Annotated in this window: 24 protein-coding genes; 3 read left to right on the forward strand and 21 right to left on the reverse strand. The window is 36.1% G+C overall.

Annotation, left to right across the window (positions count from 1 at the left end):
* Positions 1–64 precede the first annotated feature (64 nt).
* The 5 genes from hpf to ACWTVK_RS02950 form a co-directional block, all read right to left on the reverse strand.
* Positions 65–592 (reverse strand): ribosome hibernation-promoting factor, HPF/YfiA family, encoded by a 528-nt coding sequence (hpf, locus tag ACWTVK_RS02930; protein ID WP_024066679.1) that lies wholly within the window; start codon positions 590–592, stop codon positions 65–67.
* Positions 593–832: 240 nt separating this feature from the next.
* A complete protein-coding gene (locus ACWTVK_RS02935; RefSeq protein WP_005386847.1) occupies positions 833–1,030 on the reverse strand; it encodes a cold shock domain-containing protein in 198 nt (65 codons plus the stop codon).
* Between the two features lie 523 nt (positions 1,031–1,553).
* Positions 1,554–2,273 carry an amino acid ABC transporter ATP-binding protein gene (locus tag ACWTVK_RS02940; RefSeq protein ID WP_024066677.1) on the reverse strand — a complete coding sequence of 240 codons (720 nt, stop codon included), beginning with the start codon at positions 2,271–2,273 and terminating at the stop codon, positions 1,554–1,556.
* Positions 2,270–2,926, reverse strand: a complete 657-nt coding sequence (locus ACWTVK_RS02945; protein WP_024066676.1) for an amino acid ABC transporter permease — start codon at positions 2,924–2,926, stop codon at positions 2,270–2,272. The genes ACWTVK_RS02940 and ACWTVK_RS02945 overlap by 4 nt, the downstream gene beginning before the upstream one ends.
* Before the next feature lie 11 nt (positions 2,927–2,937).
* Positions 2,938–3,744, reverse strand: coding sequence for a basic amino acid ABC transporter substrate-binding protein (locus ACWTVK_RS02950; RefSeq protein WP_456045879.1), 807 nt, complete (start codon positions 3,742–3,744; stop codon positions 2,938–2,940).
* A gap of 896 nt (positions 3,745–4,640) precedes the next feature.
* On the opposite strand from ACWTVK_RS02950, the gene ACWTVK_RS02955 reads away from it, so the two are divergent.
* A complete protein-coding gene (locus tag ACWTVK_RS02955) occupies positions 4,641–5,243 on the forward strand; it encodes an HD-GYP domain-containing protein (RefSeq protein WP_004693025.1) in 603 nt (200 codons plus the stop codon).
* A 47-nt stretch (positions 5,244–5,290) separates the two neighbouring features.
* Here ACWTVK_RS02955 and ACWTVK_RS02960 read toward each other — a convergent pair whose 3' ends face one another.
* From ACWTVK_RS02960 to polA, 16 genes are all read right to left on the reverse strand, one after another.
* Positions 5,291–5,986, reverse strand: a complete 696-nt coding sequence (locus tag ACWTVK_RS02960; protein ID WP_456045880.1) for a ComF family protein — start codon at positions 5,984–5,986, stop codon at positions 5,291–5,293.
* Positions 5,986–8,139, reverse strand: coding sequence for an SF1B family DNA helicase RecD2 (gene recD2 / locus ACWTVK_RS02965; protein WP_456045881.1), 2,154 nt, complete (start codon positions 8,137–8,139; stop codon positions 5,986–5,988). The genes ACWTVK_RS02960 and recD2 overlap by 1 nt, the downstream gene beginning before the upstream one ends.
* Positions 8,139–8,903 (reverse strand): shikimate kinase, encoded by a 765-nt coding sequence (locus tag ACWTVK_RS02970; RefSeq protein ID WP_105085516.1) that lies wholly within the window; start codon positions 8,901–8,903, stop codon positions 8,139–8,141. Before ACWTVK_RS02970 ends, recD2 begins: the two co-directional genes overlap by 1 nt.
* 13 nt (positions 8,904–8,916) lie before the next feature.
* Positions 8,917–9,849 (reverse strand): riboflavin biosynthesis protein RibF, encoded by a 933-nt coding sequence (gene ribF / locus ACWTVK_RS02975; protein ID WP_456045882.1) that lies wholly within the window; start codon positions 9,847–9,849, stop codon positions 8,917–8,919.
* Positions 9,850–9,851: 2 nt separating this feature from the next.
* On the reverse strand, positions 9,852–10,793 hold the full coding sequence (locus ACWTVK_RS02980; protein ID WP_456045883.1) for a tRNA pseudouridine synthase B: 942 nt from the start codon (positions 10,791–10,793) through the stop codon (positions 9,852–9,854).
* Complete coding sequence (locus ACWTVK_RS02985) at positions 10,793–11,737, reverse strand: DHH family phosphoesterase (RefSeq protein ID WP_456045884.1); 945 nt, start codon at positions 11,735–11,737, stop codon at positions 10,793–10,795. The genes ACWTVK_RS02980 and ACWTVK_RS02985 overlap by 1 nt, the downstream gene beginning before the upstream one ends.
* Positions 11,738–11,754: 17 nt before the next feature.
* Complete coding sequence (gene rbfA / locus ACWTVK_RS02990; RefSeq protein ID WP_005386857.1) at positions 11,755–12,111, reverse strand: 30S ribosome-binding factor RbfA; 357 nt, start codon at positions 12,109–12,111, stop codon at positions 11,755–11,757.
* Between the two features lie 9 nt (positions 12,112–12,120).
* Positions 12,121–14,571 (reverse strand): translation initiation factor IF-2, encoded by a 2,451-nt coding sequence (infB, locus tag ACWTVK_RS02995; protein ID WP_105094294.1) that lies wholly within the window; start codon positions 14,569–14,571, stop codon positions 12,121–12,123.
* A 15-nt stretch (positions 14,572–14,586) separates the two neighbouring features.
* Positions 14,587–14,892 carry a L7Ae/L30e/S12e/Gadd45 family ribosomal protein gene (locus tag ACWTVK_RS03000; RefSeq protein ID WP_105094293.1) on the reverse strand — a complete coding sequence of 102 codons (306 nt, stop codon included), beginning with the start codon at positions 14,890–14,892 and terminating at the stop codon, positions 14,587–14,589.
* 12 nt (positions 14,893–14,904) lie between these two features.
* Positions 14,905–15,174, reverse strand: coding sequence for an RNase P modulator RnpM (gene rnpM, locus ACWTVK_RS03005; RefSeq protein WP_105085510.1), 270 nt, complete (start codon positions 15,172–15,174; stop codon positions 14,905–14,907).
* 2 nt (positions 15,175–15,176) lie between these two features.
* The gene (nusA, locus tag ACWTVK_RS03010) at positions 15,177–16,253 is read right to left on the reverse strand and encodes a transcription termination factor NusA (protein WP_456045885.1); all 1,077 of its coding nucleotides are present in this window, start codon (positions 16,251–16,253) and stop codon (positions 15,177–15,179) included.
* Positions 16,254–16,270: 17 nt separating this feature from the next.
* Entirely contained in the window at positions 16,271–16,729 is a 459-nt protein-coding gene (locus tag ACWTVK_RS03015) for a ribosome maturation factor RimP (RefSeq protein ID WP_105094291.1), read from the reverse strand.
* Positions 16,730–16,992: 263 nt separating this feature from the next.
* A complete protein-coding gene (locus tag ACWTVK_RS03020; protein ID WP_456045886.1) occupies positions 16,993–17,688 on the reverse strand; it encodes a hypothetical protein in 696 nt (231 codons plus the stop codon).
* On the reverse strand, positions 17,672–18,226 hold the full coding sequence (locus ACWTVK_RS03025; RefSeq protein WP_105094289.1) for a lytic transglycosylase domain-containing protein: 555 nt from the start codon (positions 18,224–18,226) through the stop codon (positions 17,672–17,674). The genes ACWTVK_RS03020 and ACWTVK_RS03025 overlap by 17 nt, the downstream gene beginning before the upstream one ends.
* Positions 18,227–18,373: 147 nt before the next feature.
* Positions 18,374–18,988, reverse strand: coding sequence for a dephospho-CoA kinase (gene coaE / locus ACWTVK_RS03030; protein ID WP_456045887.1), 615 nt, complete (start codon positions 18,986–18,988; stop codon positions 18,374–18,376).
* A gap of 34 nt (positions 18,989–19,022) precedes the next feature.
* A complete protein-coding gene (gene polA, locus ACWTVK_RS03035) occupies positions 19,023–21,644 on the reverse strand; it encodes a DNA polymerase I (RefSeq protein ID WP_456045888.1) in 2,622 nt (873 codons plus the stop codon).
* Positions 21,645–21,917: 273 nt separating this feature from the next.
* Between polA and rpsT the strand changes: the two genes are divergently transcribed.
* Entirely contained in the window at positions 21,918–22,178 is a 261-nt protein-coding gene (rpsT, locus tag ACWTVK_RS03040) for a 30S ribosomal protein S20 (protein ID WP_009351773.1), read from the forward strand.
* Between the two features lie 144 nt (positions 22,179–22,322).
* Positions 22,323–24,527 carry an RNA ligase gene (locus ACWTVK_RS03045; protein ID WP_456045889.1) on the forward strand — a complete coding sequence of 735 codons (2,205 nt, stop codon included), beginning with the start codon at positions 22,323–22,325 and terminating at the stop codon, positions 24,525–24,527.
* Positions 24,528–24,612: the final 85 nt, after the last annotated feature.

A 24,612-nucleotide genomic window follows, 5' to 3' on the forward strand; every position in this document is an offset into this window, starting at 1 on the left:
TATAATAATCGGCTGATTAAAAAAGTAGAAAGGAGTTAGGATTATTGTCAGCCGACATTATAGGTTATTGTAATTCTGGCTCGATCAAGCCATAGAATCCATCATGTCTACGATATACTACATTCATTGCTTCTGTTTCAGCATTGAAGAACATAAAGAAGTCATGACCAATAAGATTCATTTGTAAAATAGCTTCTTCTACATCCATAGGACGCACTGCAAAGCGTTTGCGTTTTACAACTTCGATAGCTTCTTCTTCTACAGGAGCCGCTAAAGCTTCTGGATGGAAAGCCTCTTGTTTTTTAAAGCGTTTAGCTAAACGAGTTTTATGTTTGTGAATTTGACGTACAATTTTGTCTATTACCAAATCAATAGCAGCATACATATCATCGTTTGTTTCTACACCACGAAGAACAATTTTATTAACGAAGCATGTAAGTTCAACAGTAGATTTATCTTTTACAACGGATAAAACCGCTTGTGCATCTAACTCATCATCGAAGTAACGAGTTAATTTGCTCAATCTCTTTTCGATGTATGCTCTTAAAGCATCTGTCACTTCAATGTTTTTACCTCTGATTGCTACTTTCATAAGTCAACACCCTTTCTAAAAATCATCCACGAGATACGAGTGTGTAGTATTTTTTTACTTATCTCTCGTGTTATATTTAGTATTTCTACATTCACATATAAAACTCCTCTTTTTTTCAAAAAATTTTTATATTTTTTGTAGAATTATAAATATTACTTTCAGTAATAGCAAAAAAACTCTGATATCGTGCGATATCAGAGTTTTATTATATGTTGCTTTTATGTATTTTTTGGTATGTAATTACGCTTTTACAACGTTAGCAGCTTGAGGGCCACGGTTACCATCAACGATATCAAACTCTACATTTTGACCTTCTGTCAAAGATTTGAAACCTTCGTCTTGGATCGCAGAGTAATGTACGAATACATCGCTACCGTCTTCGCGTTCAATAAAACCATAACCTTTTTCTGCGCTAAACCATTTTACTTTACCTAACATGGTAACATCCTCCTAAAAATATATATATTGTCTTACTGTCTTGCACTACACTTGTATCATAACACAGCATGTATAAAATATCAAACAATAATATTAACACTTTTAATGAATATACAAATATATCTTATTTGTATCCCACCCTACAAAAATCACATAAAACCCTTGATTTATCAACGTTATAAATATTTACGAACAACATATTAATTTATTGCATAATTTTATAATCATAAAATTATATGAATTAAAAATTATTGTCATAAGATATGTATGTATAAAATATTTATATATCACAAATATTTATGGCAATAATCGTATTTCATAGATTAATTAATACCTAGAATGGCTTATTTATAGGGGCTAATTGAATGAATTGACATCAAGTTATCAAATATATTAATAGATATAAATAGATTCATATATCATAAAATCTAATATGTACAAATTCAGTTAACTTTAAAAATAGTCAAAAAAGGAAGCAAACTCTGTAAACAGAATTTACTTCCTTTTATGTTAGAAATTATTATTATAAAATTTTCGATAAGAACAATTTTGTTCTATCATTTGTTGGTGCATCAAATACTTTTTCAGGAGTATCATCTTCAAGAATTAATCCACCATCTACAAATAATACTCGGTCCGCAACCTCTTTTGCAAAGCCCATTTCGTGAGTAACAATAACCATCGTCATACCTTCTTCGGCTAGAGACTTCATTACATCCAGAACTTCGCGAACCATTTCTGGATCCAATGCAGAGGTAGGCTCATCAAAGAGCATAACCTTTGGTTTCATTGCTAAAGCACGAGCTATAGCAACACGTTGCTTTTGACCACCAGATAATGAGTCAGGATAAGCATTTGCTTTATCTTTCAAACCTACTCGATCTAATAAAATTTGACCAATTTTTTTAGCCTCATCACTAGATGTTTTGCGGACTTTAGTTTGTGCTAAGGTCAGATTTTCCATTACAGTCATGTGTGGAAAAAGATTAAAGTTTTGGAATACCATTCCTACTTCCGTACGGACTTCATTAAGTTTAGATTTATCTGAAAGATCCATACCATCTACAATGACCTTACCAGATGTAGGCTCTTCTAAGTAATTCATAGTACGCAATACTGTACTTTTACCAGAACCTGATGGACCAATAATAACTACAACTTGACCTTTTTCGATATGTAAATCTATGCCCTTTAATACTTCATTTTTACCAAAGGATTTATGTACATTTTCTAACTTAATCATTTAATGCTATATTTCCTTTCAAGGTAACCAACCAATTGTGAAATTGTTACTGTCATAATAAGGTAGATAACAGCAACTGTCCCCCAAATTTCAAATGATGCATATGTTTTGGCAATGATTAGTTGACCACGGCGTGTCAATTCTTCGAAACCAATTACAGAAACCAATGAGGAGTCTTTCAACATAGCAATAAATTCATTACCCAATGGTGGAATAATTGCTTTGAAAGCTTGCGGCATGATGATATAGCGCATAGTTTGGCCCCAAGTCAAACCAAGAGATCGCCCCGCTTCCATTTGGCCTTTATCAATAGACTGAATGCCAGCACGGAAGATTTCAGATACATAAGCACCAGAGTTAATACTACATGCAGTAACAGCAGCAATAAATGGATCAATACGTTGTCCAGTAATCATTGGCAATGCGAAGTAAATCAAGAAGATTTGTACCAATAGTGGTGTACCACGAATGATATCTACATAGCATTTTGCTAATAATCTAACTACAGTAAATTTAGATAAATTTGCTATGGCAACTAATAGACCGATAAAGAAACCACAGCCTACAGACATGGCTGTAATTTCAACGGTTACAAGTGCACCTTGTAATAAAAGCGGTAAATTATCCGCAATTAACCCCCAATTAAAACTCATAATCTCTCCTATTATTTAAATTCTAACACTACTGGCATATCAGCTGGTGCATCTACATTAAACCATTTTTTATATAATGTATTAAATTCACCATCGGCCTTCATATCGGCGATTGCTTTATTAATTTGTTCTTGCAAGTCTTTGTTGTCTTTATTGATTGCTAAGCCCAAATATTCTTTCGTATTTGGATATGCCATAAATTTAATATGTTGGTCTGGATGTTTAGTACTATAATATTGAGCTACCGGCAAGTCAATTACAGTTGCATCAGCACCGCCATTTTGTAATTCTAACAAAGCTTCATTACTATGGTCAAACTCTTTTACAGTAGTACCTTCAATTTTATGAGCTAAATCAGCACCAGTTGTACCTAATTGAGCAGCAATCTTTTTACCTTTAAGATTATCAAGGGATGTAATATTGGCACCATCTTTATATACTACAGCAAGTGCATTTTCATAATATGGAGAAGAGAATAACACCTTTTCACTTCTAGCTTTTGTAATAGTCATACCAGATGCTGCTACATCAATATCATGTGTATTTAACGCTGGAATTAAAGCATCAAAGGCAACATTCTTAAGCTCTACATCTTTATTGATACGCTTACCGATGGCACGAATAAGATCAATATCAAAGCCTGTATAGTCTTGAGTTTTTTCATCTTTAAATTCAAATGGAACAAATGTGGCATTAGTACCAACGATTAATTTATTAGAAGTTGTTTGTGTAGAAGTTCCACAACCGCCAATTACAGTACCAGCCATTACTAACATACAACCACCAATGATTAATTTTTTTAACTTCCTATTTAACATCAAATCATCCTCGTTCACTAAACTAACTATTTTTATTACACTAGTATATCACTTAGTATAATTATGTCAACAATTTTGTATATAAATTTCATTAATATCAATAAATCACTATATTTGTATTTTATTTTTATACACTTAATGTATAATTATAACACTAATGTATAAAAACTTTCCCATAGTTAGTGGTTTTCTATAGATTTTTTAATATACAGATGTATAAAAAGAAAAAAGCACATGAGAAAAGCCTCATGTGCCCGTATACGGCTGACCTGGTCTTTGCCCCCACACTCGCCTGCTGGAAGGTTCGCTCATAAGTCCGAGACTCCCCACTACTACTCCTCTCGGTTTTACCGGCAGGACTTACACCTAAGCCGCACCATGCTCACAACCCCTTGGGTTGCTTATGTGGATCGTTTTGCCTGCGACTGGCATCGACTTTCAACCACAGACCCGTATAGACGTATTATAAAGAATAACATAATTCATGTCTAGATTTACGAAGATATATAATTTAATACAATCTACAAAACTTGTATCTTTGTCGAACATATTAACGTTTATTTCTCATTGAAATGAGAATGAAATTTGCAACCCATTTTTTCCGATGTATAGAAAATTGTAATAGAAAACCTAAAATATTCTTCATATTATTTTAATATTTATAAAATTAATTTTTCAAGGTACTATATTTAGTGCATTCCTAAAATGTCAATTATTTTTAGTATGCTAAATATGAATACAACATGTATAACAGAACATACGTATCATACACAAAATATTATTTATGGTGTATAATTTGTATACTATTAAATAAGAACGGCCTAAAGTTGTACGATATGAACATAAGTACGAGGGGTTGTACCATATGTTCTACATGTTAGTTAAAGGGGTTTATTATGTTTATGTTATCATTAATGCAACCATCAGGGTTGTACGAACTGGAGAAGGACAGTTTAGAAGCCATTAGTGCTCAGCTCTTACAAATGATACAAATGAAGAGCTATCATCTATACACTCATTCTATCCAAGTTTCAAACTATGCAGTTAGTATTGCTGCTAAGATGGGTTTACCATTAAATGAAATTGAGCAAATTCGCCACGCAGCTTTACTTCATGACGTAGGGCTATTAATGGTACCTAATGCATTAATTCAAAAATCTCCATATCTTAACAAGCAAGAAATGTCCAAGTATAAACAACATGCTGCTAGTGGTGCCAATATGATTGAAAACTACCCATGTTGTCAACAAATCTTGCCTTATATTCGTTATCACCACGAAAAATGGGATGGCTCTGGTTATCCTAAACATTTACGTGGTGCTAATATCCCATTAGGAGCTAGAATTATCGCTGTAGCAGATTATTACGATACGACAGTGAATCCTTCTACTGAATTTTGGGCAAAAACTAAAGCTAAAGCAAAAGAAGAACTCTTTAGTGCGTCTGGCTCCCTTTTCGATCCAGATGTAGTAAAAGCATTTATCGATGTTCTTGGTTAGTCTCATGATTAAGCGTTCACCATAAGGTGAACGCTTTTTTTATATACTTAAAAACTACCACTAGCTAATGTTAATGCATCAATTTTACAAGGTTTATATGCTCTAATGACCTTTGCTACGGCTTCAATCGTAGCCCCTGTAGTATATATATCATCTACTATAAGTATTGTCTTATCCTTTAATTCAATATCTTGATAGTTAGCACCAATGACAAAGGCCTCCTCAATATTTTGATGTCGTTCCTTATTCGTTAACGCCCACATATCATTAGAAGTATCAAATTTGTATAAACAGTCTAACCAAGCAAAGTGTTTATTATCTATATTTTGTAAAGATTTAGCCCACTTGATAAAAAATAAATCAACTTGGTTATATCCTCTCTTAGATTTTTTCCTTTCGCTAGACGGAACAGGAATAATATAATCATAAATAACAGAGCACTTACTATTAACAATATGAAACTCATCATATTTCATGTAAAGGTTGTACGATGCTAAAAAAGGAGCAGCCCCTTTGGACTGCTCCTTTTTTTCGTTGAATTTTACATCGTAAATTATTGACTTTAAACCACCACGGTATTCAGCCAATATACATACATCCTCTACATAATGTAGAAATTTGTTTGGTACATGACGAATATGCAGTAGATCAGTAAAACAAGATTTACACCAATCCCCTTGTGTTGCTACAGAGGCCCCACAGTGAGGACATACAGGTGGAAATAGGAAATCCCAAAGACTCATTAAGAATCACATCTCCCTTGTAGTCGTTCTTTAAACAATGTATATCGTTCATCACCGTTTACAGTACGTACAGCACGTTCTATAGCGCTCGTTGTACCAACGATAATAACCTTCCGTTTAGCTCGTGTAACAGCAGTATACAACAAATTACGTTGCAACATACCACCATAACGTGGAACAAATGGAATGATAACCACACCATACTCACTACCTTGGCTCTTATGAACCGTAATAGCATAAGCTGGCATAATCATATGTGCTTCATCAATAGGTAGACGAACCTCTTTATGAATAAATCGGATACAAATATCGGTCCGTGTAATGGCATATATAATTCCAATCTCACCATTAAAGACTTCTAACTCATAATCATTGAGGATTTGGATAACTTTATCCCCTACACGGTATGTAATACCATTAACGCGTGCTTCCCCTTTTAAACTATCTGGAGGATTAACTGCTTGTTGTACATACTGAGAAATGAGTATACTTCCAGCTTCACCACGTCGCATAGGAGAAATAATTTGAATATCTAATTCATCCTCAATATGCTCCTGTTCTCGCTTATATACATCTATGATAGCTTTCATCATCATATCGTAAGACTTAACAGGTATAAAGGAAAACTCTTCACTTAGACTATCAAGTTTTGGCATTTCACCACGGTTAATAGCATAGGCGCTTTCTACAATAGTATTACCAGAACTTTGCCGATAAATCTGGTTAAGTCGCGTATAAGGCACACAGTCACTATCGAGCAAATCTTTTAATACAAAGCCTGCTCCAATAGGCGGTAATTGATCTACGTCACCTACGATAATAACATGAGCTTCCTTTGGAATAGCTGCCATTAACGAATAGAATAAACGTACATTGAGCATAGATGCTTCATCAATGATGATAACATCTATATCTAAAGGATCATCTTCATTCTTAGTAAAATCATAAGAATCACTGCCCTGAACAGGTACTAATAAGCGATGTATCGTTGTTGCTTCGAACTCAGTCGCCTCAGTAAGCCGTTTTGCAGCACGCCCCGTAGGTGCACATAGAATAATGCGCCCCAAGCCACCAAGTTGAAAGCCTTTTACTAGGGCCTTTATAATCGTCGTTTTACCCGTACCAGGACCACCGGTTATGAGGGAAAACTTCTCAAAGAAAGATAACTGAATAGCCTCTTTTTGAGCATCACCAAATGTAATGTGATTATCTGCTTCAAATTTCTCTATAAAACTTGGAATATCTAGAGAAATTGGATCTGCCTCTAATAAAAAATCCTTTGTATAATGAACGCTTTCTACTTCAGACACGTACATTTCTGGAGGGTAAATATATAAGATATCTTCATAATAAGTACTATATAAAGCACCTTGCTCCAAAAGACCTTCAATAAAGTTAGCAATATCATCTGCATCAGTTTGTAACAGATCATCTAAACGGCCAATAAGTTGATCTACGGGCAAACAAGTATGACCTTGATTATCTAAACTGCGTAAAATCCATTCTAAACCAGCCTCTAAACGGCGAGAGTCACTGCCAGTAATACCTAAATGTTCCGCCAGTGTATCAGCCGTACCAAAGAGCATATCTGGTGCAACACGTAACAAAGTATAAGGATTATCTTCAATAACAGCCACAGACTGAACACCATAATAAGTGTATACCGTTCGACTCCATTTAGATGAAATATGATGACTTTCAAAAAAGTGATTTAAATCGGACAAAATACCTTCACCAAGTAACGTATTAAATAGTTCATCCTTAACACTTTTTCGAAGACCAGGAACATACTTAATTTCTTCAGGACGTTCCTGTCGTAAAATTTCTAATATACGAATACCAAAATAATCAAGTACCTTTTCTACGGACTTTTCACCAAAACCTTTAATCCCTAAGTTCAATAAGTAGGTCTTTGCAGCACCCATATTGTCAGGTTTTAACTTCTCTACACTAGTAGCATCAAATTGTCGACCATATTTTTCATGTTCTACATAACGGCCGCGAACTTCGATATCTTCCCCCTCTTTAGGAGACTCAAATTTACCAGTACAAGTAATGTATTCCTCATTATAATCCTTAAGGACAAACACGCAATACGTACGTTGTGTATTCTCATATATAGTTCGGTACACAAATCCTCGTATAGCGTCCATTATTTCTCCGTATTAGGTAGGGCTTCAATAATTTCTTGTACCGCATCGGTAATGCTACCTTCATTGCCAATCTTGATATGAGCCACTTCTTCGTATAAAGGGTATCGTTCTTCATATACATTAAAGATATACTCGATACTTTCTTTTACAAGTGGACGAATTTCAAGATCCAAATCATCTAGTATATGATTTACATCGCGGTTAACAAATACAACAAGACCATTATTGCGCATTAACTTTACTGTTTTGTCATAGGTAACAGTACCACCACCGGTAGCAATAACAGATGGCTTATTATGAATTAGTTCTTTAATTGTACTGTATTCATACTCGCTGAAAGCATCTTTACCATCATAAATATAAATATTTTGTACAGATTTCCCTACTTTATCTTGAATTGTTTGATCTAAGTCGTAAAAGTCTCGGCCCAATTCTTTGGCTAACATTTTACCAACTGTAGTCTTACCAGCTCCTGGCATACCGATGAGAAAAATATGCTTATGCATATGCTCTTTTAAAAACTCATTGCTCATAGAAACAACAGTCTTTATATAATTTTCAACATACGGTGATAACGTTTTATCTTTGCAATTTGCAGTATGCAATGCAACAATACTTTCATCACGCGCTTCATCTACTAAGGGTAAATGATGTTCATCTTTATATTTACCAATTTCTTTGATTAAAGATAGTCTTTTTTCAAATTCAGCGACTAATACAGCATCAATGCTATCTATTTGTTTACGAGCTTCTTTAATATCCATGAGAACCCCCTTATTATGCATTAGCCAAAATAGCTAAAGCCTGTTCTTCATCCACCTTCATTTGATCAATAAGATCTTGTAAGTTATTAAATTTAACTTCTCCTCTAATATAGGAAATAAATTGTACAAGGACTACTTTTCCATATATATCTTGGTCAAAGTTAAACAGATGTACTTCGCATCTATGGTACTGATTTTTAAATGTAGGATTATCCCCAATATTACCTACCCCATCATACCAAATGCCATCAATACACACGCGATTAGCATACACTCCATCTGGAGGTGTAGCCATTTCATTAGGAAGTAATAGATTTAAAGTAGGAAATCCTAATGTACGACCTCGTTGATCACCTTTTATAACAGTCCCTTTAAATTGAAATGGTCGACCAAGCCAATGAGTGGCATCTTCTAAACGCCCTTCTCGAATCGCTTTTCTGATTTCAGTACTTGAAATAGGTGTACTAAGACCATCACAAGGCAATAAAGGCTGTACTAGGACTTGTATATGCTTATCAGCCAATGCTTGTTTCATATATGTAGGATTACCTAATCCTTTTGCACCGAATGTAAAATTCTCACCTATTACGATGGCTTGAACATTCATATCCGTACAAAGAGCATCTAAAAATTCATCAGCACTCATTTGAAGTAATTCTTCATTCATAGGTAATCGCAAAATATAATCTATATTCAAATCATCAAGAACGGTATCCATAACCTCTTCTTGAATAACCCTCTTAGGAACACGTTCTGGATGTAGAATTGTCAACGGATGATGTTCAAAGGTAATGATAATGCTAACACCATTAACTAGTGCAGCTTCTTCAACAGCCTTCCGTATAACTCGTTGATGACCTCGATGAATGCCGTCAAAGGTACCTAGGGCATATACTTTTGTATCTTTGATTTGACGTAGTTCATCAAACGAATGTAATTGCTTCATACTTATCCTTCAATAAAAATATTTTTTTCCACCTTTAATGTGTGGTTTGTTCGTTTCATAATACCAATGAATCCATTAGGACCATAGGCTCTATAATAATGATCTGGTTCGGTATAGGAAAATTCACTATCAATAGATAATTGTTTACCTTGAACCATCATCTTTAATTGTACACTATTTACCGTTACTTTTGAAAGATGTGAAACTGCTGTATCCGTTGGTAACAATAGGCTTTCACCATGAATCATCAGTTCCTCAGCCATTTTTGCATAACCAATATCAAAGGGCCCTACTTGAGTACGCGCCAAAGATGTCATCGTTCCTGGTATACCTAATGAAACACATATATCACGTAATAATGAACGAATATAAGTGCCTCCAGAGCATGTTACACGAACTGTAAAATATGGAAAGCCATACGCTACAAGCTCAATATTTTTTATATGAATTTTCCGTAATGGCAATTCTACAGGAATACCTTTACGGGCATATTCATAAGCACGAATACCATTTACTTTAATAGCGGAATATTTTGATGGTCTCTGATTTTGAACTCCAGAGAACGTATTCAATGTATTGACTAATTCTTCAAAAGTTGGTTTTACTATAGCATCAGCAAGTTCTGAACTTTGAGACAATTCATTTAATAGAACGCCATCTCGCAATACCATGTCATTATCAGGTAATACTGGTTCACCTGAACTATCTTCAGTATCTGTAAAAGTCCCAAATTTACATTCTGCCACATAGGTTTTATCAAAACCATCAGTGTATTCAATAAGTCGCGTAGCCTTACCAAGAAATACTGGCAATACACCATATGCCATAGGATCTAAAGTACCACTATGTCCTATACGCTTCTCTTTTAAAATGCGGCGACAAATAGCAACAGCATCATGGCTTGTTATTCCAGGAGGTTTTAAAAATGGTAAAACGCCATCCATTATTTAATCACCTCAATAAGAGCTTGTTTTGCTTCCTGTAATGGTAAATTAATGATACAACCGGAAGCTCGAATATGTCCGCCACCGCCAAAGTTACTAGCTATAGCATTCACGTCGGTTCCTTTAGAACGCAAGCTTACTCGCGTTCTATCATCAGCTTCAGCTTTTAATAAAATAGCTATATCAACAGTATCGACGTTTCTAATAATATCTACAAAACCATCCGTATCATCCCCAAGAATTGTCATAGCTTCACGATTCAACTCGATTGTAGCCACTGTGTTATTCTTGTAAAACTCGATAGTTTGCATAACTTGTTTTGTTAATTCAAGACGAATGGCAGACACAGCTTCAATCGTTTCAGAAATAACATTAGGTCTAGCACCAGCTGCTACACATTTTGCAGCCATTTCTAAAGTATTGGCTGTGGTATTACTGAACTTAAAGAATCCACAGTCTGTAGCAATAGCCATATATAATGCAGTGCCCATAGACTCAGTGATAGGCCAATTCCATTTTGTACATAAATAGGTAATAATTTCACCAGTAGCAGCAAAATTAGGCTTTAAATATAGATGATCCGCAAACTCCGTATTAGAAATATGGTGGTCTATATTAAAAATAGGTGCACTCCATAGTGCACCTACTTTGCCAATTCGCTCATACGTGCTAGCATCCAATACCATTAGCATATCAATATCAACAGGATTTGTTTCAAAATACGCTACATCATGGATGTGGTCCGTATATCGTAAGAATGAGTACTTTTCAGGAACTACATCATCCACTACCATATATACAGTTTTACCTTGCCCTACAAGAGCTTCGTAAAAGGCCACCATGGACCCGATAGCATCACCATCGGGTCTAACATGGACGGTTAGCATAATAGAATTAGCTTCACACAGAGCCACATGTAATTGATTAATAGTAATCTTACTCATGTTCTCTATCCTTTGTGTTAATTTTTTTCTTCGTCCTTTTTGATTTCATTCAAAAGGGATTCAATATGCATGCTATAGTCTAAAGACGTATCCTTATCAAATGTGATAGAAGGAATATGGCGCAACTTAAGTACTTTGCCAAGCTCAGTACGAATATGGCCTGCTGCATGCTTTAAAGCGATAAGAGTATCTTCTTTTTCCTTATCGGAACCAAACAAGGAAACGTAAATTGTAGCCTCTCGTAAATCACCGGTTACATGAACATCGGTAATAGTAGTAAAGCCGATGCGAGGATCTTTCAATCCACGCATCAACATTTGACTTACCTCTTGTTTGATGAATTCTTGTAATTTTCTGACACGAACGTCACTCATATAAACCTCCTATATTTGAGGTGCAACTTCTTCCATCAAGTACGCTTCAATTACGTCGCCTTCCTTGATATCGCGGTAACCTTCTAAGGAGATACCACATTCGAAGGATGTTTTAACTTCTTTTACTTCGTCTTTGAATCGACGTAAAGAGTCAACCTTACCTTCAAATACAACAATACCATCACGGATCAAACGTACTTCAGAATCGTTAGTAATACGACCTTCTGTTACATAAGAACCGGCAACGATAGCTTTAGGTGTAGAAATAACTTGACGTACCTCTGCACGACCAACGACAACCTCTTTGAATTGAGGCGCCAACATACCACGCATCGCAGACTCAACGTCATTAATAGCATCGTAGATTACGCGATATGTACGAAGGTCAACTTTTTCATTCTCAGCAGCGCGACGTACATTAGCATCAGGACGTACATTGAAGCCCATAACGATGGCATTAGATGCAGAAGCCAACATGATATCGGATTCATTGATAGCACCTACTGCAGCATGAACGATAACGATACGTACTTCAGGATTTTTAATACCTTCCAAGGATTGACGTAATGCTTCTACAGAGCCTTGAACGTCTGCTTTAATGATGATATTAAGATCTTTCAACTCACCTTGTTGAATTTGGTTGAAGATATCATCCAATGTAACTTTGTGAGTAGCTTGCAATTCTTGAACGCGTTGTTTAGCAATACGTTTTTCTGCGATTGCACGTGCTTCGTTATCATCCATACCATTGATGATTTCACCAGCTTGTGGAACTTCTGAGAAGCCCAGGATTTCTACTGGCATAGAAGGACGAGCTACTTTTACCTTTTCGCCGCGTTCATTTGTCATGGCACGTACTTTACCATAAGCAGTACCAGCAAGTACAGTGTCACCTACACGAAGGGAACCTTTTTGTACTAATACGGTACATACAGCACCACGACCTTTATCAAGTTGAGCCTCGATAACTACACCGTAAGCTTTACGGTTAGGGTTCGCTTTTAATTCCATAACTTCTGCTACGAGCAAGATATTTTCGAGCAAGTCGTCGATACCTTGTTTTTGTTTAGCAGAAACTGGAACCATGATTACATCGCCACCCCATTCTTCTGGTAAAAGGCCATGTTCAGACAATTGTTGTTTAACATGGTCTGGGTTAGCACCTGGTTTATCCATTTTGTTGATAGCAACAATAATTGGTACATCTGCAGATTTAGCATGGTTTATGGCTTCAATAGTTTGCGGCATTACACCATCATCAGCAGCTACAACGAGAACCGCGATATCTGTAGATTTAGCACCGCGTAGACGCATAGCTGTAAACGCTTCATGGCCAGGAGTATCAAGGAATGTAATTTTATTGTCGTTATAACGAACTTGGTAAGCACCAATATGTTGAGTAATACCACCTGCTTCGCCAGCTGTTACATTAGTTTGACGAATTACGTCCAACAAGGATGTTTTACCATGGTCAACGTGACCCATGATAGTAACAACTGGAGGACGAGGTTTTAATGTTTCTGGTGCATCTTCAATTTCGATGATATCAGTAGGATCTTCTTCAGGTTCTACTTCTGTTACAGTTACACCAAATTCTTCAGCTACAATTGTAGCAGTATCAACGTCAACCTCTTGGTTAATGCTAGCCATAACACCTAAAAGCATCAACTTTTTGATGATTTCAGATACTTCGCGGCCCATTTTTTCGGCTAATTCTTTAACTGTTAAAGGACCGGATAATTCGATTTCCGTAGCAATCGCTGCTTCAGCCTTACGTTCAGCCTCAGCTTTTTGTTGTAAGTACTGTTCATTACGATGTTTTACGCGATTCTTTTTCTTTTGCATAGATGTAGATAACAAGGATTGAGGACGGTTGTTACCGCCTTTTTTATTTTTCTTGTTACGACGATCATTGTTATTAGAATTGCGGTTATCATTGTTTCGATTATCGTTATTGCGATTATCATTATTACGCGCATCATTAGGACGACCATTGTTATTGCGGTTGTCATTATTGCGATTATTATTGTTAGGGCGGTTGTTAGCGCGGTCACCAGATTGTTGGTTACCTTCGGATTTACGTGTAGGTTCAGAGATTTGTACATGACGTACATTGCCCTTTTTATGGTCATTTTGTTTAGATTGATCGTCTTGTTTTTGACCACCTTGTTTGTAATTATCCTTTTTGTGTTCCTTAGAACGATTTGGATTTTGTTGTTTATGTGGTGCAGCTTCTTGTTTATGTGCTGCTGTCGGAGCAGATTTTTGTTCTACCTTTTGTGTAGATTTAGGTGCTTCAGATTTCTTACCTAATTGTTTTTTTACAATATCATAACCTGAATCATCTACAGAATTCACTGCTTTCGTAACATTAATATTATGTTGTTGCAAGATAGAAATGACCTGCTTACTTTCTACGCCGAACTCTTTGGCGATTTCATGGACGCGCTTTTTGGACATCTACATACCCCCTTATTATCGATCAATCTCTTTTACTATTGCCTTTGCAAACCCATCATCTAGTACGGCGACTACTACCCTAACTTCTTTACCAATAGCTGTTCCTAACACCTCTTTATTGGCAATACTATGAAGTGGAATCTGATGTGTTTCTGCTAATTGAGTATATTTCTTTTCATTGTTGGCTGCACAGTCACTAGCGAGAAGTACCAATTTTGGTTCCTTTCTCTTTATAGCCTTTTCTACGATAAAATCACCGGAAATAACCTTACCTGCTCGTTGTGCTAAACCTAAGAGATTCAAAATTTTATCTTCATTCATGTATATCAGTGATTACTCATGCTCTTGTAAATCACGTTGTAACGCTTCGTATATCTCTTTCGATACACTATGCTTTAATGACCGTTCTAATCGTTTTGCCTTATAGGCTTGTTCAAAGCACGACATGGATTCACATAGATAGGCTCCACGTCCTGGTGCTTTACCAGTGCGATCAATACTAATGTTACCGTCTGGGCTCAAGGCTACGCGAATCAATTCACGTTTTACCTTTGGCTCACCACATCCTACACAGGTGCGCATAGGTTGGGATTTCGGTTTCATGACTATTCTCCATCCTCAGCATTGCCAAAACCTGCAAAAGGTTCTTCAGCTGCTTGAGTTTCACTCTTAATATCGATTTTCCAGTTAGTTAATTTGGCTGCTAATCGAGCATTTTGACCAGCTTTACCAATTGCTAAGGATAATTGATAATCAGGAACTACAACGTAAGAGGATTTTTCTTCTTCACTTATATCAACAGATACAACCTTTGCTGGACTCAAAGAGTTTGCGATATAAATTGCTGGATCTTCATCCCATTTAACGATATCAATCTTTTCATCATGTAACTCATCAACGATATGTTGTACACGTTGACCTTTAGGACCTACGCAAGCACCTACTGGGTCAACATTTTCATCGCGGCTATAAACAGCAATCTTAGAACGCATACCTGGCTCACGAGCTACGGATTTAAGCTCTACCACACCTTCATAAATTTCTGGTACCTCTAATTCAAAGAGGCGTTTTAATAAACCAGGATGTGTGCGGGAAATCATGATTTGAGGCCCTTTCGTAGTTTTCTTAACCTCTACGATATAGCATTTAATACGATCTCCTTCGCGATATGTTTCTGTAGCAATTTGCTCTGTAGGAGGCAAGATTGCTTCTGTTTTACCTAAATCGATAAATACATTTTTACCTTCAACACGTGTAATAACGCCAGTAATGATATCGCCTTCACGGCTATAGTATTCTTCGTATACTACGCTTCGTTCAGCCTCTTTCAAACGTTGAATAAGCATTTGTTTTGCAGTATGGGCAGCACTACGGCCAAAGTTAGCTGGAGTAACATCTACTTCTACTACGTCGCCAATTTCAAAACGTTTGTCAATTTTGCGCGCTTCTAACAAGCTAATTTCTGTTTCTGGTAATTCCACAGTTTCCACTACTTGTTTTTTAGCCATTACTTTGTAAACGCCTGTTTCACGGTCAATCACAACGTACGCATCTGGATTAGATGTTGGTTCTTTGCGATATGCTTGCAACAATGCAGCCTCTAAGGATTCAAAAATAACCTCAGGAGCAAAACCTTTTTGCTTTGTAAGCACCATTACCGCTTGAATTAATTCTTGACTCACTCGTATGCCTCCATATATTAAAAATCAAGATGTAATCGAATTTGTGCAATGGCAGACCGTTCGAATGTCATGCTTTCACCATTGATAGTAAAATCGATAGTTGTGTCTGTAAAACCTTCTAATACACCAGTAAATTGCTTACTGCCATTAATCGGTTTAAATAGTTGGATATCAACATCACGACCATTATAGCGAACCAAATCCTTATCCTTCTTAAGAACTCGATCTAGGCCTGGAGAAGATACTTCCAATAAATAGTTTTCCGTAATTGGATCTTTTTCGTCGAGCACGGCACTTAGTTTTTCGCTAACCAACTGACAGTCATCCAAATCTACACCACCTGGTTTATCGAGATAGACACGTAAATACCAATCGCGTTCACGAACGTAATCTACATCGACCAGTTCCATGTCGGTGCCGGCTATAATACCTTCAACTACAGAGGATACAAATTCCTCTACTGCTTCTCTCTTCATAGCCATCGCCTCCTTTATTACTACATCTTGTATATATCTCTTGATTACAAACACCTTAAAATTAGGCTAATCATAAATGAAAGAGTGGACATAAGCCCACTCTTTTAAAAGATTTATATAAAAGTCATATATAGTATATCACATTTACTGTGTATATACAAATTCTACGCTTTCTTATGGGCTTTAACCAAACATTCCCACTTAGATTATTTCATATAAATATAAAATAACTCAAAAAATAGCATAGTCACACTTTACAATTATTAGTCAACACGCTCATTTAACCCTTTTAATATAGGACCTAGGTGCTCACGAAGAACAGCGGTTAAATCAACTAAATTTTTAGCATCTAAATGATGGTCTATTTCAGGATAGTTTTTATAACGAAGCTCTGCAAAGTACTCATCACGTAATTCGTTATAATATAGCAATAATCCAGTACATTCATCCATCTTACGATATTCACCGATAATAAAAGAACCATTAATCATCCGAATTCCGTGAGCTGGATCAACATCACATATAAAACCTTCCAATTCTTTAGGCATGACCTCGGAAAAATCCCATTCAGGTATTCCTCGGCGACGATACGTAAAGGTAAAGTTATTCGCTGGCTCGATTAACATATTAGTTAAACCTTTGACACATCGATCTTGTAACCCCTTCCAGAACGACTCTAAATCAGCCCGTACAAAGGAAATATCCACAAAAGAAAAGAGTGGCATTTCAATATGAACCGTATAGTCCTCTACCTCTTTATCATATAAGGCAGACCATCGCCACCCTAGATCATTTTGATAATGGAAAATAGGTACCTTTAATACCTCTTCACCTGCTGTAAGGCGTTCAAGTAGCGCAGTGTAATTAGATTCATTGGATGCTACTAAGTTAAATCCCTCAATCTGCTGAGGCAACCATGAATAATCTAATGCTTTACAAGCTTCAATAATCGTTTCCATATAATGCCTCATATTTCTGTTGATACTGTAAAACAGCTTTTACATAGCTACGTGTTTCTGGAAATGGTATAGTATCAACCATGCCATTCCATTTATTCTCATTAAGCCAGGATTCAACATGGCCACGTCCCGCATTATACGCCGCTAATGCCTGCACCTCATCGCCATTAAATTCTTTTAACAAATGGCCTAGATACCATGTTCCTAACTCAATATTTGTTTCAGGCTCTTTTAGCTGACGATCTGTATAATTACCATGACCAACTTGTTGAGCAACCCAACGTGCTGTATCTGGCATGAGTTGCATCAATCCAAGAGCACCTGTTTCAGACTCAGCAGTATTCTTATATTTGCTTTCAGCTAAGATAACACTAGCCACCAAGGATGGTGGAACCTGTTCCTTCTCAGCTGCAGCCATCACTACATCTCTATAGTTAAAGGGGTACGCCACTTGACGCGCTAAAGGATCATCTAAATGAGTAAAATAAAACCACCCAAGTACGACGCACGATAACGCCGTTGCCGTTGCACGTTTCATATATCCCCCTTTCTACATATAATTTCTATAATATTTACCATAATCTAGCTATATCAAATGCTAGGATACTATAATACTAAATTTCATGGGCTTATTATACCATTTAATACTATTTTTTATATACCAATTTTGACACATGTACTGTAATTATTGAGTTTTTTGTAAAAGCGGTTCTAGATGCTTACGCCAAATTGTATCTAATTGTGCAATCAAAGCCTGAGGAGTAATATTATTATCAATAATTAGATCTGCAAAAGCTCGTTTATCGTCAAGACGCATTTGACTATTGATGCGAGCCAAAGCATCCTCTCTGGTATATCCATTGCGACTCATTAAGCGATCTATCTGAGTAGGCTCGTTTACATAAACAAGCCAAACCTCATCCATCATGGTATACCATTCCCCCTCTATGAGTAATGGAATATCATAGATTAAAATCGGTGTATTAACCGATTCATATTGAGATGTTAGTTCCAAAATACGATTGCGAATATGTGTTTTTAGACATCCATTTAACAATTGTCGTTTTTCTTCATTGTGAAAGACAATAGCGCCTAATACTTCACGATTTAATGTACCATCATCATGCAATACATTAGAACCAAAGGCATCCACAATTGCTTTTAAACCTTCAGTACCAGGCTCTACTACCTCACGAGCGACAATATCTGCATCGATATAAGGTATTCCTTTGTCCTTAAAATAGGTAAGGACAGTACTCTTGCCTGATGCAATACCACCAGTTAATCCTATTTTAAACATATATATCTTCCAACATTTAATATTAATATGTAAACTATTTTACCAATGCCCAGTTCTCAGCATGGTGCACATCTACAATAAGAGGAACATGTAATTCCACAACGGATTGCATAGTCGTACGTAATAATTCTTCTACTGCTTCTAATTCAGAATTTACTACCTCTAATACAAGTTCGTCATGTACCTGTAGTAAAAGACGAGATGTAAAGTTTTCTTCTTCTAGCTTTTGCTCTACTTGGTTCATAGCCAACTTAATAATATCTGCCGCAGTACCTTGAATTGGTGTATTCATGGCTGTACGTTCTGCAAAGGAGCGACGGTTAAAGTTACGGCTGTTAATATCAGGCAATTCACGTTGACGGCCGAACATAGTGCGAACCTTACCAGTTTCATGAGCCTCTTGCACCATACGATCCATATATTCTTTAACCTTAGGATAACGGCTGAAGTATAAATCTATATAATTCTTAGCTTCACCCCGTGTAATGCCAAGGTCACGAGACAAGCCAAAGTCAGAAATACCGTAAATGATACCGAAGTTAATCGCCTTCGCATGGGAACGCTCTTCACTCGTAACATCCTCTTGAGATTTTCCTAGTACCTCCGCAGCAGTAAAACGGTGAATATCCTTGCCATCAACGAAGGCTTTAATTAAAGCTTCATCGCCAGACAAGTGAGCCAAGATACGCAACTCAATTTGAGAGTAATCGGCACTCACCAAAGTATCGTATCCTGCACCTGGATAGAATAAGGCACGAATTTCTCTACCCTTTTCAGTACGGACAGGAATATTTTGTAAGTTTGGATCAGAGGAGCTCAAACGACCTGTAGCCGTAACCATTTGATTAAAGGTCGTATGAATGCGTTTAGTCTTATCATTAATAAGGACGGCCAATCCTTCACAATACGTAGATACTAGCTTGGCTACAGAACGGTATGCCAAGATTTTCTCTACAATCGGACTTTCATGACGAAGCATATCAAGTACTTCTGCATCTGTAGAATAGCCAGTCTTAGTTTTCTTAATGATTGGCAAGTTCATCTTTTCAAACAAGATAACCCCTAATTGTTTAGGCGAGTTAATGTTGAAAGTTTCCCCTGCGATATCGTAAATCTCTTGCTGTACTTGCGCTAGTTCCTCTTTAAAACGAGCCGTAGTTTCAGCTAATTTTTCTGTATCAATGTAAATACCATTTTTCTCCATTACTACTAAAGTATGAATCAATGGTAACTCAATTGTTTCATATAGAGACCAAAGCTCTTCACGGCGTGCAGATTCACAAGCTACTTCGTTCATAGCGAGTAAAGCTTTCACCATGGACACGCATTCTACATCTACACTACCACTAGCAATGCTTGGCACGGAGAAACGTTCCGTTAAATATAGATAACCATAGTTAGTACGCGTAGGATCTAACAAGTACCCGAGAAGAGACATATCATGAACACGAGCTGTTGTATCGTCATTAAATAAAGAAATCTCAGCTGGCGCATCTTCACCAAAGGCTTCAATAATTTCTTTAGTTTGAGTAGTAACGATAGCATTTGCACCTTGTAAAACAGCTAATACAGCTTTAGTATCATCTGTTTTTACAATAGTATCACCATTAGATACATACGCATTCGTTACTGTTCTAAATGGAGTTTTACCATCTAATACAACATGTATTGCCACCGTTTTATCTGTATAGAACTCAGAGGTTAAAGCCTTAGCATCTGCTAAATCATCTAGAGAAATTTCCTCTTGTGGGGCAAATAAAGAACCAGGATCACCAAAATCGGCTTCCTCTCCGCCCATTACTTGTACGATACGAGGTGTTAATTTAGTAAAGCCTAATGTTTCAAATAGAGGATGTACCTCAGAGGTATGGAAATTTTGTACAAAGTCTTCTACTTTATAAGATAAATCCATATCTGTCTTAATGGTTGCCAATTCACGAGATAAAAACGCTAAGTCTTTATTTTCTACGAGTCGCTCTTTTAATTTCTTACCGGAAATATCTTCGATATGGTCATATACGGACTCAAGATCACCGTATTCTGTAATCAATTTAAGGGCTGTTTTTTCACCTACACCTGGTACACCTGGAATATTATCAGAGGAGTCACCCATAAGGGCTTTCATTTCGATAACCTTATCAGGACCATAGCCATAGAGTTCTTCCATGTTATCAAGAGTAACCTCTAACATGTCAGAAATACCTTTTTTAGTTAAGAATACGTGACTATGCTCTGTAACGAGCTGCAGATTATCGCGGTCACCAGTAATGATTTGAACCGCCATCTCTGGTGTACCAAATTTCTTACTTAAAGATCCTAGGATATCGTCCCCTTCAAAGCCTTCTTCTTCAATAACACAAATACCTAAGGCTTTTAATACATCTTGAATAAGACTAAACTGTGGACGTAAATCCTCTGGTGCATCTGGACGATTGCCTTTATATTCGCTGTACATTTCAGTACGGAATGTCTGACGACCTTTATCAAAAGCTACGGCAATATAATCAGGGTTAATTTCTTCATACAATTTGATGAGCATTGTTAAGAAACCATACACTGCATTCGTTGGAGTCCCCAAAGCAGACTTCAACGGTGGTAACGCAAAAAATGCACGGAATAACAAACTACTGCCATCTATAATCATTAATTTTTTCATAATACACCTCGCTTAATTCTATCCTTTATTATAACATAAGGGAGCTAACTAACTTTTAAAATCAAAATAATTAACTAATTACAACGCTAGCAAATATATTAATAATCTTGATTTCATAAAACTGACTTATATGCTATAGTTAAAGAACAGTAGAAAATGTTTTATACTTCATACTAACAAGGAAAATATTGGGCTGAAAAGTCCTTGCGTATCAATATGTGGTATGATATAATCATTCAGGTATAAGAAACGATTTTTAAGGAGGTGACTCAATTGCCAAACATTAAATCCAGTATTAGAAGCGTAAAAACGGATGCTGAACGTCGTGCGAAAAACGCCGCTGTAAAATCTCAAATCCGTACAGCAAGTCGTAAAACCGTAGAAGCTGTTCAAGCAGGCGCAGTAGAAGAAGCAAAACAAGCACTTGTTCATGCTACTAGCGTAATTGATAAAGCAGCCTCCAAAGGTGTACTTCATAAAAACACTGCAGCTCGCAAAAAATCCAACCTTGCAGCTAAAGTAAACGCTTTATAATTTTAAAAGCAAGTAAGACAGTCTCTCGGATTTCCGTTGAGGCTGTTTTTTTATGCCCTTTTTCATTTTTTATATAATGATTGTTTCGTTTTTTATACAGTTATATTTTATTACGCCCTATGGGCAGATTAGAGGACTATTACTATGAGAACACTATTATTAATGCGTGGTGCTCCTGCTAGTGGTAAGTCTCAGTGGATTCGTGACAACAATCTTGAGGCTTACACCTTAGAAGCCGATCATTTCCGTATGCTATTACGCAGCCCTTCCCTTGGTGAAAACGGCTGGTATATTTCACAAGAGGATAATGGTCCGGCCTGGGAACTCCTACTAGATTGCTTAGAGAAACGAATGAGCAATGGCGACTTTATCGTTTTAGATGCTACCCACACTACATCTAAAGCTGTTAATGCATATAAAGAATTGCTTAACAAATATAAATATACTGTATATTACTACGAACCAGATACCTCATTAGAAGAATGTTTAGCTCGTAATGCTACACGAACAGATTACAAACGAGTACCTGAGCAAGTTATACAACGCATGCACAAGATGATTAAAACAACTACATTACCAAAATTTTGTAGGAAAATAAATTCTATCGATGAAATCAATAATTACTTTACTGTAAATGTAACGGATCGATATGAACGAGTGCGTGTCATCGGTGATATTCACGGCTGTTACACCGCATTACAACAAGCTATCACGCCATGGGATGAAAAAAAACTTTATATCTTCTGCGGTGACTATTTGGAACGGGGCATCGAAAATAAGGAAATGATGTACGAAATGATGCGCCTCAGCACATTACCAAATACGATTATGTTAGAAGGCAATCACGAACGACATATTGCAAACTTTGCATTCAATACAAAGTTAGATCATTCCAAGCGATTTATGAAAGAAGTAGTAGCACCTATCGTAAAAGATATGACGAAAAAAGATGTAGAATCACTTCAACGAGAATTACGTCTCTTTTATAAATCACTTCGTCAATGCTATCCTTTTAGCTTCCATGGTAAAAAGTATTTAGTATCCCATGCTGGTCTTTCCTATGTACCTAACATGACCTTTATAGCTACCTCTACCTTTATCAATGGTTTTGGAGCTTACGAAACAGATATTGCTAAAATATATGATAATAATTACGAAAAAGGTATGTGTCAGAACTTTATTCAAATTCATGGTCATCGTGGTGTTCCAGATGGTAAATATTCCTTCTGTTTAGAAGGAGAAGTAGAGTTTGGTGGAGAACTCAAATACATTGATATTTCTGCAGATGCTTTTACTAAAAATGGTATCAAAAATGATGTATACGATAAAGATTACATGCGCCATGAATACCAAAACATGACACAACATGTCATTTTCACACAAAATGAAGATATTAATATTTTAGGTAATTCTAAATTAGTAAAAGTAAAAAAATGCTCCCCTAACCTATATTCCTTGAACTTTACATCACGTGTATTCCACAAACGATTATGGAATGAAAATACAGTACAAGCTCGAGGATTATTTGTAGATCGTATGACAGGAGATGTAAAATTACGTAGTTATAATAAATTCTTTAATCTCAATGAACGACCAGAAACTGAGTTAAATAATTTAGCTAACACTCTCTCCTTCCCTGTAGAAATTCGAACTAAAGAAAATGGATACCTCGCTATTCTAGGTGTCATTAATGATGAATTAGTCTTTGCGTCTAAATCTACTACAGAAGGTATGCACGTAGATTTGTTTAAAAATTTATTCCAAAAATTGCCTACAAGTTTACAAGAAGAAATTAAAGAATTATTAAAACGTAATAGCTGTTCTATGATGTTTGAAGTTATCAGCCAAGAAGATACACATATTATTAAATACGACCAAGATCATCTTTATGTACTTGATATGATTCAAAATACGTTAGATGTAAATGGTAAACATATTGATGTATCCTTCTCTAGGGAAAGGCTAGCAGAACTAGACTCCATCCTTAAGAAATATGACACTCAGTTGATATCTATTGTAAAAACAGTTCAACAAGTAAATACTATGGACGAACTGACAAACATCATAAATAAAGAACTCAATTCACATCATGAGTCTGAAGGCTTTGTATTAGTCGATAGCAATGGTTTTATGACAAAATTTAAAGGTCCTTATTATAATACTTGGAAGTATCGGCGAAATAGAATTCTAGAACCATATCAACAAAATGGTAAAATTCCTTATGAAAACTGTAAAAACGAAGATGATAGAAAATTTGCAGATTTCTTGAGTACACTAGAATATGATGTAGTTTGTAAATCCACCTTACTAAATATAAAAGAAATGATGGAACATAAGGGCTTACTATAATTAAATAAGCATATCATTTTAAAATATGCAGCACCAATATAAGAAGACCAACCTATGATATACATAAGTTGGTCTTTCATTATGA

Source organism: Veillonella sp. Ser01 (genome assembly GCF_053850375.1).